Here is a 15,018-nt window from a genome sequence, read left to right on the forward strand (position 1 = left end):
TCCGATCGTTCCAAACAACGACGGCGGACGCTTGGTTCCGTGCGCAGCGGAGCCAAGCGCCGTCGTCGTTGTTTAATTCAGCTGGTTGATCGGCTCGCCCTTGGTGAAGGCGAGGATGTCCTCAAGCATCTGGGTGTAGCCGAGCCGGTGCGCGCGCTGGGTCACGAACCCGATGTGCGGACTCAGGATCAGGTTGGGCGCGGACCGAAGCGGGCTGTCCGCCGGGAGCGGTTCCACGTCGAACACGTCGAGCGCGGCTGCGGCAATGCGCCCCTCGGTGAGCGCGCGGACCAGCGCCGCCTCGTCCACCAGCGGGCCGCGCGAGGTGTTCACCAGCCGCCCCTCGGGGCCGAGCAGCTCCAGCTCGGCAGCGCCGACAATCCCGCGCACGGCATCCGAGAGCCGCAGGTGGATGCTGACGATGTCGCCGCGGCGGAACAGCTCCGACTTGGTCACCAGTTCGACGCCGTGTTCGGCTGCGCGTTCCTCGGTCAGGTGCGGGCTCCACGCGATGACCTTCATGCCGAAGACCTCGGCATAGCGGGCCATCAGCGAGCCGAGTTTGCCCAGCCCCAGCACGCCCAGGGTCGCCCCCGCCAGGTCGATCCCGAGCCCGGCCTGCCACTTGCCGCTGCGGATGTCGCGATCGTTCTGCGGGATGTCCCGGGCCACGGCCATGATCAGCGCCCAGGCCAGTTCGGCCGTAGCGTTGGTGGACCGGCGGGTGCCGCAGACGGCAATGCCGAGCCGCTTGGCCGCTTCCAGATCGATCGAGGCGTTGGCCATGCCGGTGGTGGTGATCAGGCGCAGCCGCGGCAGCCGCTCCAGGAGTTCCGCCGTCAGGGGCGTCCGCTCACGCATGACAACAACGACGTCGGCATCGCCCAAGCGTTCGGCGAGCGCGTCCTGATTGTCGAGGTGGTCCGTGAACCGCTCGACACTCGCCTCCGGCGGGAGCTGTTCCCACGGGGCGCTGGCCAGAGCGACATCTTGGTAGTCATCCAGAATCACGATCTTCACGCTGCCCAGCGTAGCGCTTAGCTCTCCCCGAGGCGCGGCTGCGCAAATTAGACTGGGCGGGTCCGGCATTTCACCGCCTGTCCTGACAGCTGGGAGTCCACCATGTGTGCCTTTAATACGACTGCTCCTGCTGCCGCGGCCCTCGCGATGCTGGGCGTCGCTTTGCTCACCGGTTGCGCCGCCGGAGAGGACACGGATGGCACGTCCGGCGCCCCGCCGTCGTCGTCCGTTGCTGCCAGCAGTCCGGCCCGCGCGTCGGGGGAAGCATCACCGTCAGCCAGCGCGCCCACGTCCTCCGTTCCCCCGGCGCCCGAAGGCCAGGAACTGGACCGCCTGAACCAGCAGCTGCAGCAGGCCGCAGCCGATAACGACGCCGGGCAGATTGCCGAACTGCTGGACCGTGGCGCGGAGCTGGAACACCGCAACGCGGAGGGCCGCACTCCGCTGGTCACCGCTACCAAGGCGAACAATATCGACGCCGCCCGCGCGCTCATCGAGGCCGGCGCCGATGTGAACGCCAAGGACAACATCGACGATTCTGCCTATCTGTACGCCGGCGCCGAGGGCTTCGACGAGATCCTGCAGCTGACGCTGGAGCACGGCGCGGACCTCTCCAGCACCAACCGCTTCGGCGGAACGGCGCTTATCCCGGCCTGCGAACACGCGCACACCTCGACGGTCCGGATCCTCATTGACGCCGGCGTCGACGTCGACCATGTGAACACTCCCGGCTGGACGTGCCTGCTCGAAGCCGTGGTGTTCGGCACCGGCAGCGAGGCCTACCAGGACACCGTTCGGCAGGTCATCGCCGCCGGAGCCGACCTCAACATTCCCGATGCCAACGGGGTGACAGCGCTGCAGCACGCGCAGGCACTGGGCCAGACGGAGGTCGCTGCCCTGCTCCGGCAAGCCGGCGCGCGCTGACTGCCCTGGCGGAGAAAACGCTCGACATGTGACCAAATGGTCACCTATTATTAACACGTGGACGCGGTGTTTAAAGCCCTCGCAGATCCAACCCGCAGAGCCCTGTTGGACGAACTCTTCCGCGAGGACGGGCAGACACTCAGCGCCCTTGAAGCGCAGTTCGACATCACGCGCTTTGGTGTCATGAAGCACCTGAAACAGCTCGAAGAAGCAGGCCTGGTGGTCGCGCGCCGCAGAGGCCGCGAAAAGCTCCATTTCCTGAATCCGGTGCCGATCCGGCTCATCCACGACCGGTGGGTGGGCAAGTACGCAGAACCGTGGGCCGCTGGCCTCAGCGAGCTCAAGACACGATTGGAAACTCCGATGGAAAAGATCTTTGAGATCTATATCCGCACCACCCCGGCCCGGCTATGGGAAGCGATCACAGACAGCGAGACCAGAAGCAAGTACATCTTCGGCAACCGGATCGAAACCGACTGGCAGGTTGGCTCGACCTACCGGATGACCAACCCGAAGGCCGACGGGCCGCTGAGCGAAGGCGAAATCCTGGAGATTGACCCGCCGCGCCGTCTCGTGCAGAGCATGCGCGCACTCTGGGGGGAGGACGTTGAAGCCGAAGGGACCTCCCGGATCACCTGGGAAATCGAGCAGGTGGCGGACTCCTGCCGGCTGACCGTCACGCACGATCAGCTGCGCGAGGGCGCCAACGACCAGCTCTACGGCGGTTGGCCGATGATCCTCTCCGGCCTGAAGACCTGGCTGGAAACCGGCGAAGTGCTCACCACCCCGGGGTCGCTCATGTACACCTGACCTGGCGGCGGGGCCACGGCCCCTCAATCCTGGATCCGCCCGTTAGCCATCCATCCCGGCGGCAAGAAGTTCCTTAAGCCCGTCCCGGAACTTGACCTTGCCGCCGTGGGCCGGATGGCGCACTTTGGGAACGGACAAGCCGCTGGCGCTGACGCTGCGGAAGCCTACGTTTCCCACCGCCACCACGGACTTCACCGCGAACAGCTTCGCCAGCTCCTGCCAGAACGGGCGCCCGGCCAATGCTTCGGCGGCCGACGGCGTGCGGTTCGACAGCGGCCGGCCGGGCTGGTGCGAATGCAACGGGTAGGCGCTCCAAAGCAGCGGCAGAAAATCCAGGCCGGCGAGCACGTCCCACATCACCGTCGCCGTCGGTTCGGCCGCAACCGGGGCCGCCTCCGCCGGCAAGACATACCCCCGGTCCGGCCCGAACAGCCCGAAGTAGCCTTCGCGGCTCTGCAGGATGTCGCGGTTGGTGAACGGAACTCCGGTCAGCCGCATGCCCCGGTAGCCGGGCGCCTCCCCCACCAGCAGGACTTTCGGCCGGCGTTCCAGCATGTCCTGCAGGTACAACTCCAGGTTGCGCCGTCGAACGGCGTTCTCCGGATTGGAGTGGTCGAAGAAGTTGCAACTGCTCGCCCCGACAGGCAACCGGGCAAGCTTTTCGATGAAGACCTGGATTTCCTGTGCGCCTCTGGCCAAATTCCTCAAGTCCTCCCGTCCGTTGCCACGCGCCCAGCGACCCACTCGAGCACGCCGTCGTTGGTTGTTCCGACTCCTCAACCATAGTGTCCGGCAGTGGTCAGGTGGCCTGCCCGGCTCCAATATGGGAGTCTGAAGCATGGTCGACGTCACCACCGAAACAGTCATTGCTGCCCCGCGCAAGACGGTTGCCGAATACGCGGCTGATCCGGACAATGCCCCGGAGTGGTACCAGAACATCGCCTCGGCCCGCTGGGAAACGCCACGTCCGCTCGCGGTCGGATCCCGCATTGCCTTCGACGCCGCCTTCCTCGGCCGCCACCTCTCCTACACATACGAGATCATCGAGTTCCGCCCGCTCGAAAAACTGGTGATGCGCACAGCACAGGGCCCCTTCCCGATGCAGACCACCTACACCTGGACCGAGGTGGACGGCGCCAGCACGCGGATGACCCTGCGCAACAACGGCGAACCGGCCGGCTTCTCCCGGCTGGCCGCCCCATTCATGGGGATGATGATGAGGAAGGCCAACCGTAAGGACCTGGTCCGGATCAAGTCGATTCTCGAAGCACGTCCCGCATCCGCCTAAGCGCAAGCGGCACAAGCACCACATCCCAGTCCCCGCCAGTCTCCGCCAGCGCCCAGAATGAGGATGGACGACGGCGGCAGCCCACCTGCCGCCGTCGTCCTCCCTTTGCTTTCATTTTGCTGCCTGTCCTTCCCGCGAGGCGGCTATGCTCCTGCTATGGCGGGGAACAGCGGGCCGATCGATAACGACGTCTACAACAGGCTGGGTAGTTCCTGGTGGGATGAAGACAACCCGCTCAATCTGCTGCACGGCAGCCTCACTCCCGCACGGATGGCCTACTTCAGCGAAGTCCTGCAACGCGAGCTGGGCGATGAGGACGGTAGGACGGCCAAGGCCAACTACGCCGGTGATTCGGCCGTTGCCCAACCGATCGGCGCAGGGCTGAAAGCGCTCGATGTGGGCTGCGGGGCGGGTTTGCTGGGTGAGGAGTTTGCGCGCCTGGGGTTCGACGTCATGGGTATGGATCCGTCCGCCGTCGCTATCGAAGCCGCACGGACGCATGCAGAAAAAAGCGGGCTTCGGATCCGCTACCAAGTGGGTGCCGGCGAACAGTTGCCGGTGGAGGACAGGACGTTCGACGTCGTCTACTGCTGCGATGTGCTCGAGCATGTCGCCGATCTGCCGCGGGTCCTGGCGGAGTCAGCCCGGGTGATGAAACCGGGAGGGCTGTACCTGTTCGACACCATCAACCGGACCGCCACGAGCAAAATCCTGGCCATCAAGCTCATGCAGGAGTGGGCGCCCACCCGGATCATCGACACGGAGCTCCACGTCTGGGAGAAGTTCATCAAGCCGAACGAACTGGCCTCCCTATTAATAGGTAACGGACTTCAGCCGGCCGGCCTGTCCGGTCTGGCCCCGCGGGCGAACCCGCTGGCCATGCTGCGCGGTTTCGTCCAAGCCCGGCGGGGCCGCATCTCGTACGGCGAGCTCAGCCGCAGGCTGGACTTCGGGACGGTGAGGCGGACGTCCCTCTCTTATATGGGGTACGCGGTGAAGCGCCGGAACCGGGGACCCCAGGTGGGGTCCGAGGCCGGCGAATGAGGCTGCAGGAATTGGCCGATCGGATCGAGCGGCTCGCCGCTGGGGTGACGGCTACCCCGGAGCATGTTGCTGAAGATGACGTGGCTGCCGTGCCAGGGCGGATCGTTATCGGCGTCGTCGGCGAACCGGGCGCGGGCAAAAGCACGCTCGTGGAAAACCTGCTGGCGCTGCTCAATGCAGGCACTCCCGATCCCGAGCAGCAGCGGTTCGCGCATGTCCCGATGGACGGCTTCCATCTCGCCGACGCTGAATTGGAACGGCTAGGGCTGCTGCACCGGAAGGGCGCACCGGAGACCTTCGATGTGTATGGCTATGCCGAACTGCTCGGGCGGATCCGGCGCGACCGGCACAACACCGTCTACGCTCCCGGATTCCAGCGAACCCTTGAGCAGCCGCTGGCAGGCTTCGTTCCCGTCTTTCCCGCAGCACACACGGTGCTCACCGAAGGCAATTACCTCCTGCTGGATGAACCGGGCTGGCGGCAAGTCCGTAACCAGTGCACGGAGGTCTGGTACGTCGAGCAGGACGACCGGCTGCGCATCCGGCAACTGGTTGAGCGGCACATCGCCTTCGGCAAATCGCCGGCAGCGGCCGAAGCTTGGGTACGGGAGGTGGACGAGCCGAATGCCGGCCTGATCCGTGCAAGCCGCGAACGGGCAGACCTGGTTTTCAAGCTGCCATAGGCCTGGCCGGCGCTCGATCCGTCACTTATCCACAGGCGTTCCCAAACCGTCTTAGCTAGTAGGTAGGGTCGAAGTCATGAAACATCAGCTGGATTGGCTCGTTCCGTTACTGCTCGTGCCGATCAGCTATTACGGCGGACTGCTGCTTCATACCTGGATTGTCACCGCCGGAGGGGACGATTTACTCACCGTCCTCTTGGAACTCTTGACGTTGCTTCTAGCAGTAGTGGGTCCAATAGTTGCCGGATGCTTTCTGATCCGCGCGCTGCACCGCCGGTTCCGTGCCTGGCGCCGGAGCAAGGGGCACTTCACCAAGGCTGAACGGCACCGCCGCGATGTTGAAGCCGGCTACGCGTTCGGTTACCACAAGGCCCAGGTGCTGGCGCGTGGTCTGGCCGCAGGGGCCGCTCCTCCTCATATCGATCTGTGGAATGTTCCGCTGTTCGCAGGCGAGGTCGCCTTCTACCAGTGCAACGCCACTTACGCCCGGTACTACGGCATGGACGGGTCGTACACACATGTTTCCGGTTTCTACTGGGGCCGCCCGGCCTTCGTCCTCGGAGGCCTTGCCGCCCAGGGACTCCTCAACTCATCACGCCGCAAGGCTGCTGCCGCGGCATCGATGGAATGCTGGCGCGAGCAGCAGTTCATTCCCGTCATCGTCACCTCACACCGCTTTATTTGCTGCGTCAACGGTCGGTGGGCTTCCTTCGACCATGGTGCGGTGAACGCCTGGTATGCAGAACCGGACAATTCCAGCCTGGTGCTCCACTACCAGGGCCTGCCGCCTGTCCTGTTTGCGGGGTCGGAAAGCCCGGTGCTCTCTGTCCTCACGACCTATGTGCTCAGCGGTCAAAACGGCGTAGTGAACAATCCCGGCCTGCAGTCCCTGCACCGGGGAGAATTGCTTGCGTGGGACGCGGTGGCCAGCGGGCGGAGCTGACACAGGGCGGTGAACCGGCAGCTCCCGGCCGCCGGTTCCCTGCCCGTTCCGTCACGCAACGTCATGTGACGTCACGCTGCTGACGCACAAAGTCACTGCAGTTCAGAAATATTTCCTGCCCTGGGACGCGCCGGTAGATTCCTCGGTACGTCCGCTAAGGACGGTAACTGCCACGAGGCGACGCAAGCTTCGTTGAACACTAGCCGGTGAGTGCAGTCCCCGAATGTTCGGGTTCCCCCGGCGAGCCGTTTAACGGGCCGGACGGAAGAACCCGAGAACATGACATTACGCAAAGCCCCTTGGGCACCCACGGCCCTTGCCGCCGTCGTTGTCCTGGCCCTTACCGGTTGCGGCGGCGCCGCGAGCGCCCAGCCCGATGAGGCCGACACCTTTGTTTTCGCCACCGGCAAGGACATCTCCTGTCTGGATCCCCACGTCAACGGGGACATGCCGCAGGCGTCGCTCGCCGCCAACTACCTTGATTCGCTGGTCTCGCAGGACAAGGACGGCAAGATCCGCCCCTGGCTCGCCGAATCCTGGGAGGTCTCCGCGGACGGGCTGACATATACCTTCACGGTCCGCGACGACGTCTACTTCACCGACGGCACCAAGTTCACGGCGGAGGCGGTCAAGGCGAACCTGGACCACATGGTGGATCCGGACACGCAATCCGGCACCGCCGGCGGCTACCTCAAGCCCTATGAGAGCACCGAGGTCATCAATGAGACCACGGCGCGGGTCACCCTGAACCGGCCGTACGCGGCCTTCCTGGAAGTGCTGGCCCAGCCGTTCCTCGGCATCGAGTCCCCCACTGCGCTCAAGCGGCCGCAGGCGGAGAACTGCATCTCGCCCGTGGGCACCGGCCCGTACAAGATTGTGGACTACATTCCGCAGTCCAAAGTCTCGCTGGTGCGCAACGAGGATTACAACTCGGCACCGCCGTTCGCCCAGCACGAGGGTCCGGCGCACATCAAGAACCTGGAATGGCTGATCGTGCCGGAGGATTCCACCCGGTACGGGCTGCTGCGCGCAGGCCAGGTGGACGCACTGGATCTGATGCCTTCGGTGCACTTCGCCGAGGCGGAGGCGGACAAGAAGGTGCAACTGGTACTGCAGGACCGGCCGGGCAACCCGACCAACCTGATGCTCAACACCACCCGCGCCCCGTTCGACGACATCAACGTGCGCAAGGCCTTCCTGCACAGCGTGTATGTGGAGGCCGGTATCAACAGTGTCTACTTCGGAACGGTGACCAAGGCCGGCGGACCGCTGGCCAGCACCACCGGTTTCTACTCGCCCGACTTCGAGGATGCCTACCTCCCGGACCCGGCAGAAGCGGACCGGCTGCTGGACGAAGCTGGCTGGACCGGGCGGGACGAGCAGGGCTACCGGACCAAGGACGGAAAACGGCTGACCGTGGTCCTGCCCTACACCCCGGCGGCCTGGCCCACGGCGCACGCGGCACTGGTCACGCAGATCCAGGCCAGCGCCAAGCAGCGTGGCTTCGACGTGCGGATCGAGAACCAGGACTTCGCGTCGTCGTCGGAAAAGTACAACAACTTCGAATACGACCTGCGCGCCGGCTACTGGAACACCAACACGGCGGACGTGCTGCGGATCGTGTTCTCCACCGAGTACATGAAGTCAGCCGGCTTCGTCCCCAACGGCTCCGGCTTCAGCAACAAGGAGTTCGACCGGATCGTCAACGAGGCCCTGGCCACCGATGATCCGGAAATCCGCGCCGACCTGTACTACCGGGCCCAGCAGATTGTCAGCGAGAACGCCCTCCAGCTTCCGCTCTACAACCAGACCAGCCAGCTGGCCCTGCGCCAGGACCGGTTCGCCAACCTGACGCTGGAACCGAGCCTGTCCCTCCCCTACATCTACGACGTCACGGCGGTGAACGCATCATGAGCACGGCAACGCAAGCCCGCACTTCGCATACGGAAATTCCACGAACGACGGCGACAGCCGGCTCCACGGGGCAGGTGATCCTCAAGCGCGCGGCCGGCAGCCTGTTTGTCCTCTGGGCCGCGGTGACGCTGACGTTCTTTGTCCTGCGGCTGGTGCCCGGCGATCCGGTCACCACCATCCTGGGCGGACACAGCGCCGCCCCCTCCGCCGCAACCGTGGCCGCGGTCGAGGCGCAGTACGGGCTGGACCAGCCGGTCCTCGTCCAGTATGTCAACTACCTGGCCGGGCTGGCCACCGGCGACTTCGGCACCTCGTACGTGTTCAAGGTTCCGGTGCTGGACATCCTCGGCCCGCAGATCCTGCCCACTTTCCAGATGGCCGGCCTGGCGTTGGTCTTCGCCTGGGCCATCGCGCTGGCGTTCACCCTGCTGACCGTGGGACGCGGCCGAGTGCTGGACGGGGTTGGCCGCGGCATCGAGGTCTTCTTCGCCGCGCTGCCGCCGTTCTGGGTGGGCATCATGCTGGCGGTGGTCTTCGCCGTCATCCTGGGCTGGTTCCCGGTGGCCGGCGACGACGGCTTCAAGTCCCTGGTGCTCCCGGCCCTGGCGCTGGGCATTCCGCTGGCCGGCTTCATCGCTCAGGTCACCCGCTCCTCCTTCGAGGAGGCGCTGGCGCAGCCGTTTGTGCTTTCCGCCCGGGCCCGAGGCCTGTCCGACCTGGCCGTCCGCGTGGGCCATGCCCTGCGGCACGCCATCCTGCCCGGCCTGACGCTCTCCGCCTGGGCGGTCGGCTCGCTGGTCAGCTCGGCCGTGGTCGCGGAGATCATCTTCGCCCGCCCCGGCCTGGGCCGCTCCCTGGTGGACGCCATCATCAACCGGGACCTGCCCATCACCCTGGCCGTGGTGTTCATCATCGCCGCGGTCTACATCCTCGTGAACCTGGTGGTCGACGTGCTGTACCGCGTGATCGATCCCCGCACCAATGACAAGGGGGCCGGCGCATGAGCGTGGCACATGAACCCACCACCCGGACGCCGCTGCCCGGAGGCGGCCAGCCCGACGGCGGCCGCGGCCGGACCCGCACCACCGGCGCGCTCGCCGCAGCACTGCGCGGCCTCCGCGGTACCCCGATCGGCGTGTGGATCGCTGCGGCGGTCCTGGCTTTCCTGGTGCTGGCCGCCGTCGTTCCTTCGCTGTTGACGGTCAAGAATCCCTACATCATCGACCCGGCCGGCGCCTTCACCGCCCCAAACGCGGAGCATCTCTTCGGCACCGACCAGAACGGGCGCGACGTCTTCTCGCGGGTCATCGCCGGCACCGGGCAGTCGCTGCTGCTGGGGCTGGCCGCCACTGCCATCGGGCTCGTGCTCGGCGGGCTGCTCGGCATCACCGCCGGCGTCTCCGGCAAGTGGCTGGACTCGGCGATCTGCCGCTTTGTGGAGATCCTCTTCGCCTTCCCCGGCCTGCTGCTCGCGCTGATCGTCATCGCGGTTTCGGGCACCGGCGTGGTCACCGCCGCGATCGCCGTCGGCGTGGGCACGGCCCCGGGTTACGCCCGGATGCTCCGCACGCAGACGCTGCAGGTCATCGCCGCGCCCTACGTGGAGACCGCGCGCTCGCTCGGCCGCTCCCGCCGGCACATCCTGTGGCACACCATCGTTCCCAACGTGATCCGGCCGCTGTTTGTGCTCGCCACCCTCGGCGTGGGCCAGGCGATCGTCTGGGCTTCCTCGCTCAGCTTCCTCGGCCTGGGCGCGCAGCCGCCAGCGGCCGAGTGGGGCGCGATGCTGGCGGACGGCCGCAACTACATCCAGATCGCCTGGTGGATCGCCGCCTTCCCCGGCATCTTCATCACCCTCGCCGCGCTGACCACCACCGTGGTGGGGCGTCACCTGCAGCAGCGGCTCGAAGCAGAGGTTTAGGACATGACTGATTACCGCACAAACAACGACGACGGCGGGGGTTCGGCTTCCGCTGCGCCCGCCGGTTCCGCAGGTGGCACCTCCGCTGCCGCAGCCGGCGCCAACTCCCTGCTCAACATCGAAGGGCTGAACGTCTCGTTCGCCACGCCGCGGGGAACGGTGGACGTGGTCAAAGACGTCTCGCTGGCGCTGGCACCGGGCAAAGCCTTGGCGCTGGTGGGCGAATCCGGCTCCGGCAAGACGGTCACCGCCCGCACCCTGGTGGGACTGAACGCGGCGAACGCCAAGGTCACCGCCGGACGGCTGGACGTGCTGGGCAGGAACGCATTGAAACTGTCCGAGCGGCAGTGGCGCGGGCTGCGCGGCAAGGACATCGGCTACGTGCTGCAGGACGCCCTGGTCTCACTCGATCCGCTACGCACCGTAGGTCAGGAAATCGACGAGGCGCTGCGTGCGCATGGTGTCCGGGGCAAGGCTGCCCGGCTGGAGCGGGTGCACCAGGCGCTGCGCGACGCCGGCATTCCGGATCCGGAAGTGCGCGTCAAGCAGCGTTCCGGCGAACTCTCCGGCGGGCTGCGCCAGCGGGCGCTGATCGCCCAGGCCACCGTGCTCAATCCGCAGCTAGTGATCGCCGACGAGCCGACCACCGCGCTGGACGCCACGGTGCAGGCACAGATCCTGGAGCTGCTGGCTGGGCTGAAAGAACAGGGCCGCGGGCTGGTTTTCATCTCGCATGACCTGGCCGTGGTCTCCCATCTGGCAGACGAGATCGCCGTGATGCAGGGCGGGCGGATCGTCGAATCCGGCCGCGCCGCCGAAGTGCTGTCCAACCCGCGGCACGAATACACCCGGGCCCTGATCGACGCGATCCCTTCCGGCAGGGCCAAGGGCAGCAGGCTCTCCGCCGTCGTTCCCGTCTCCGGTGCAGCCCTTTCCGGCGGCGCCGACCGGACCACGGAGTTCTCCGAAACGGCGCCCGCCATCGTGGCCCGGGACCTGGTGAAGTCCTACCCCGGCCCGGGCGGAACCCGCCGTACCGTCGTGGACGGCGTGTCCTTCACGCTGGAACGCGGCAAAACCTTGGGCATCGTGGGCGAATCCGGCTCCGGCAAGTCCACCACCGCGCGGATTGCCCTGGGGCTTACCCAGCCGGACGCCGGCAGTGTCACCCTCGGCGGGTTCGCTTGGTCCGGTACCGGCGCGGACCAGGTCTCCGAGGAACAACGACGCCGGCACCGCCCGGACATCCAGCTGGTCAACCAGGATCCGCTGAGCTCCTTCGACCCCCGCTTCAGCGTGGGCCGGGTCATCATCGACGCGCTGGAGGCCGGTTCCATCGGCACGGCCGGCGACCGCACCGAGCGGGCGGTGACGCTGCTCGACCAGGTGGGGCTGCCGCCGTCGTTATTCAACCGGCGCCCGCTCACGCTGTCCGGCGGGCAGCGCCAGCGCGTGGCCATCGCCCGGGCGCTCGCGCTGCAGCCGCGCGTGCTGCTGCTCGACGAGCCGGTCTCCGCCCTGGACGTCTCCATCCAGGCGCAGGTGCTGGACCTGCTGGCGGACCTGCAGTCACAGCTCGGCCTGAGCTACCTGTTCATCAGCCACGACCTCGGCGTGATCCACCACGTGAGCGACGACGTCCTTGTCATGAAGGACGGCAGGGTGGTCGAAGCAGGCACCGCCGAGGCCATTTTCACGAACCCGCAGACCGACTACACCCGGCAGCTGCTGGCCGCCGTGCCGGAACTGCCCGCCCGCGAACTCGCCGCCAAGGAGGCATCATGAGCAAAGAGATCCACTTCAATGGTTTCGAGATGAACACCGTCAGCCACATCAACCATGGGCTGTGGGTGCATCCGGACAACCGCCGGCATGAGTACACGGACATCGAGTACTGGACGGAGACCGCGCAGCTGCTGGAACGCGGCCTGTTCGACGCCATCTTCCTGGCCGACGTGGTCGGGACCTATGACGTGTACCGCGGGAGCCGCGGTCCCGCCGTCGAACGTGGACTGCAGGTGCCCAACAATGATCCGTACCTGCTGGTTCCGGCGATGGCTGCCGTGACCCGGAACCTCGGCTTCGCCGTCACGTTCTCCACCACCTACGAGCCGCCGTTCGGCAACGCCCGGCGGCTGAGCACGCTGGACCACCTGACCAAGGGGCGGGTGGCGTGGAACGTGGTCACCGGCTACCTGCCGGACGCGGCGCGCAACTTCGGTCTGCCCGCGCACATCAAGCACGATGACCGGTACGACATCGCGGAAGAATACCTCGACGTTTCCTACAAGCTGTGGGAGGGCTCGTGGGACGACGGCGCCGTGGTCCGCGACCGGGAGCGGCGGGTCTACACCGAGACCGACGGCGTACACGAGATCGGCCACGCCGGCCGGTTCTTCACCGTGGACGGACCGCACCTGTCCGAACCCTCGCTGCAGCGCACGCCGGTGATCTACCAGGCCGGTTCCTCCGAGCGCGGCAAGGACTTCGCCGCCCGGCACGCCGAAGCCGTCTTCGTCAGCTCCCGGACCGTGCAGCGGGTGGCCGCGGACGTGCGGGACCTGCGCGAGCGGGCCGAGGCCGCCGGACGCGGACGCGACGCGGTCAAGGCGCTGGCCTCGCTGAACATCGTGCTCGGCGAGACCGAGGCCGAGGTGGCGCGCAAGGTCGAAGAGGTGGTGCGGCTGCGCGATGTCGAGGGGCATTTGGTGCACTTCGGCGGCTCCTCCGGGATCGACGTCGCCTCGCTGGAGACGGATGAGTACCTGCAGTATGTGGGCCGTGACCATGCGCAGTCCATGGAGGCCGAGTTCGCCACCGGCGCGGGCCGCAAGCGCGCGCACGAATTGATCGACGCGCTCGCCGACCCGCGCAACGACGAGTTCTTCATCGCCGGTACTCCGGAGCAGGTGGCGGACCGGATCGAGGAGATCGTGGACGCCACGGACGTGGACGGGTTCAACATTGTGCAGTTCCTCTCCCCCGGAACGTTCACCGACGTCGTCGAACTCCTGGTTCCGGAACTGCAGAAGCGCGGCCGTTACCGGACCGCGTACTCGGAGTCGGAGCGCACGCTGCGCGAACGGCTGTTCCCGGGCAATGGCCCGCTGCTGCCCGCCACCCATCCCGGCGCCGCCTACCGCGGCGCGTTCCGCCGCGAGGAGATCACTGTATGAGCATCGCCACCGCGCCTGCTGCTGCCCCCACCTATGCCGAGCTGGCGGCCAAGTACCGGCCGCTCTTCAAGTCCATCGCGGCCGGGGCCGCCGGGCGGGAAACGGACCGGGGGCTGCTGCACGAGCAGATCGGCGAACTGGCGGCGGCCGGGTTCGGCGCCGTCAGGGTGCCGCGGGAGTTCGGCGGCGACGGGGCCACGGCGGTGCAGTTCTTCCGGCTGCTGATCGAGCTGGCCGCGGCGGAGTCCAACCTCGCCCAGGCCCTGCGCTCGCACATCGCCTTTGTGGAGGGCCGGCTGTACGCGAACGACGCCGGGTGGTTGCGTCGGGTGGGCGAAGGCCAGATCCTGGGCAACGCGTGGACCGAAACCGGCCCGGTAGCTGTGGGCGGGGTGGGCACCACCATCGAGCCGGACGGCGAGAACTTCCGTGTCAACGGCACCAAGTACTACACCACCGGGAGCCTCTACGCGGACTGGATCCAGACCGGTGCCCGGACCGCGGACGGCCGCGACATCATCGCCCTGGTCCGTGCGGATGCGCCCGGCGTCACGATCCACGACGACTGGGACGGTTTTGGCCAGCGCCTGACGGCCTCCGGAACCACCGTTTTCGACAACGTTGCCGTCCCCGCCTCGGACATCCTGGTGGAAACAGAGCAGGCGCCGTACGCCACCGGTGTCTACCAGCTCATCCACGTCGCCACCCTGGCCGGCATCACCCAGCGCGTGGTCCGCGACGTTTCCGAAGCGGTCCGCGAGCGCACCCGCGTGTTCAGCCACGGCAACGGCGTCCGGCCCAGCGAGGACATCCAGATCCAGCAGATCGTCGGCGAGATTTCGGCCCAGGCCTTCGCCGCAGAGGCTGCCACCCTTCGCGTGGCGGAGCTGCTGCAGGATGCCTTCGACCTCCGCCCCGCGAGTAAAGCAAGTAGAGGCACTGCGACCGGGAACCAGGACAGCTCAGCGACCAGCGGCGCGCGGCACCTCGCGTTCGAGGAAGCCGTCCTCCAAGTGGAGTTCGGCTCTTCCCAGGCCCAGATCGTGGTGACCGACCTTGCACAGCGCGCGTCGTCGTCGTTGTTTGATGCCTTGGGCGCATCCGCCACGAAGTCCGACCTGCAGCTGGACCGCCACTGGCGTAACGCCCGGGTCATCTCCTCCCACAACCCCGTGGTCTACAAGTCACGCGTGGTCGGTGACTGGAAGATCAACAGCTCGGTCCCGGAGTTCGTCTGGCGTTCCGGAACCGCCTGACAACAACCAGAATCAGAACAAGTTGGCGGGGGTGTCTGC

14 protein-coding genes are annotated in these 15,018 nt (G+C 66.8%); 12 read left to right on the forward strand and 2 right to left on the reverse strand.

All coding sequences use genetic code 11. From position 1 onward, the window contains the following. Positions 1 to 72: 72 nt before the first annotated feature. Positions 73 to 1,020: a D-2-hydroxyacid dehydrogenase family protein gene (locus AC20117_RS04140; protein ID WP_074700862.1), complete on the reverse strand. Its 948-nt coding sequence runs from the start codon at positions 1,018 to 1,020 to the stop codon at positions 73 to 75. Positions 1,021 to 1,122: 102 nt separating this feature from the next. Between AC20117_RS04140 and AC20117_RS04145 the strand changes: the two genes are divergently transcribed. Together AC20117_RS04145 and AC20117_RS04150 are read left to right on the forward strand one after the other, a co-directional pair. Beyond that, positions 1,123 to 1,944, forward strand: a complete 822-nt coding sequence (locus tag AC20117_RS04145; RefSeq protein WP_074700861.1) for an ankyrin repeat domain-containing protein — start codon at positions 1,123 to 1,125, stop codon at positions 1,942 to 1,944. Between the two features lie 57 nt (positions 1,945 to 2,001). Next, a complete protein-coding gene (locus AC20117_RS04150; RefSeq protein ID WP_074700860.1) occupies positions 2,002 to 2,754 on the forward strand; it encodes an ArsR/SmtB family transcription factor in 753 nt (250 codons plus the stop codon). Positions 2,755 to 2,796: 42 nt separating this feature from the next. Here the strand turns inward: AC20117_RS04150 and AC20117_RS04155 are convergent, their stop codons facing one another. Continuing rightward, the gene (locus tag AC20117_RS04155; RefSeq protein ID WP_074700859.1) at positions 2,797 to 3,453 is read right to left on the reverse strand and encodes a uracil-DNA glycosylase; all 657 of its coding nucleotides are present in this window, start codon (positions 3,451 to 3,453) and stop codon (positions 2,797 to 2,799) included. 139 nt (positions 3,454 to 3,592) lie between these two features. Here AC20117_RS04155 and AC20117_RS04160 point away from each other — a divergent pair, with 139 nt between their 5' ends. The 10 genes from AC20117_RS04160 (at position 3,593) to AC20117_RS04205 (ending at position 14,979) form a co-directional block, all read left to right on the forward strand. Next, positions 3,593 to 4,042, forward strand: coding sequence for an SRPBCC family protein (locus AC20117_RS04160; RefSeq protein WP_074700858.1), 450 nt, complete (start codon positions 3,593 to 3,595; stop codon positions 4,040 to 4,042). A 156-nt stretch (positions 4,043 to 4,198) separates the two neighbouring features. Then, entirely contained in the window at positions 4,199 to 5,086 is an 888-nt protein-coding gene (ubiG, locus tag AC20117_RS04165) for a bifunctional 2-polyprenyl-6-hydroxyphenol methylase/3-demethylubiquinol 3-O-methyltransferase UbiG (RefSeq protein ID WP_074700857.1), read from the forward strand. Continuing rightward, positions 5,083 to 5,769, forward strand: a complete 687-nt coding sequence (locus AC20117_RS04170) for a nucleoside/nucleotide kinase family protein (protein WP_083339733.1) — start codon at positions 5,083 to 5,085, stop codon at positions 5,767 to 5,769. Before ubiG ends, AC20117_RS04170 begins: the two co-directional genes overlap by 4 nt. A 76-nt stretch (positions 5,770 to 5,845) precedes the next feature. Next, positions 5,846 to 6,712, forward strand: a complete 867-nt coding sequence (locus tag AC20117_RS04175; RefSeq protein WP_074700856.1) for a hypothetical protein — start codon at positions 5,846 to 5,848, stop codon at positions 6,710 to 6,712. 279 nt (positions 6,713 to 6,991) lie between these two features. After that, complete coding sequence (locus AC20117_RS04180) at positions 6,992 to 8,626, forward strand: ABC transporter substrate-binding protein (RefSeq protein ID WP_074700855.1); 1,635 nt, start codon at positions 6,992 to 6,994, stop codon at positions 8,624 to 8,626. Continuing rightward, on the forward strand, positions 8,623 to 9,630 hold the full coding sequence (locus tag AC20117_RS04185; protein ID WP_236777438.1) for an ABC transporter permease: 1,008 nt from the start codon (positions 8,623 to 8,625) through the stop codon (positions 9,628 to 9,630). Before AC20117_RS04180 ends, AC20117_RS04185 begins: the two co-directional genes overlap by 4 nt. Further along, positions 9,627 to 10,547, forward strand: a complete 921-nt coding sequence (locus AC20117_RS04190) for an ABC transporter permease (RefSeq protein WP_083339732.1) — start codon at positions 9,627 to 9,629, stop codon at positions 10,545 to 10,547. Before AC20117_RS04185 ends, AC20117_RS04190 begins: the two co-directional genes overlap by 4 nt. 3 nt (positions 10,548 to 10,550) lie before the next feature. Next, the gene (locus AC20117_RS04195) at positions 10,551 to 12,332 is read left to right on the forward strand and encodes a dipeptide ABC transporter ATP-binding protein (protein WP_083339731.1); all 1,782 of its coding nucleotides are present in this window, start codon (positions 10,551 to 10,553) and stop codon (positions 12,330 to 12,332) included. Then, positions 12,329 to 13,723: an LLM class flavin-dependent oxidoreductase gene (locus tag AC20117_RS04200; protein WP_074700854.1), complete on the forward strand. Its 1,395-nt coding sequence runs from the start codon at positions 12,329 to 12,331 to the stop codon at positions 13,721 to 13,723. The genes AC20117_RS04195 and AC20117_RS04200 overlap by 4 nt, the downstream gene beginning before the upstream one ends. Then, the gene (locus AC20117_RS04205; protein ID WP_074700853.1) at positions 13,720 to 14,979 is read left to right on the forward strand and encodes an acyl-CoA dehydrogenase family protein; all 1,260 of its coding nucleotides are present in this window, start codon (positions 13,720 to 13,722) and stop codon (positions 14,977 to 14,979) included. The genes AC20117_RS04200 and AC20117_RS04205 overlap by 4 nt, the downstream gene beginning before the upstream one ends. Positions 14,980 to 15,018 lie beyond the last annotated feature (39 nt).

It is taken from the genome of Arthrobacter crystallopoietes (genome assembly GCF_002849715.1).
GTDB classification, from domain to species: Bacteria; Actinomycetota; Actinomycetes; order Actinomycetales; family Micrococcaceae; genus Crystallibacter; species Crystallibacter crystallopoietes.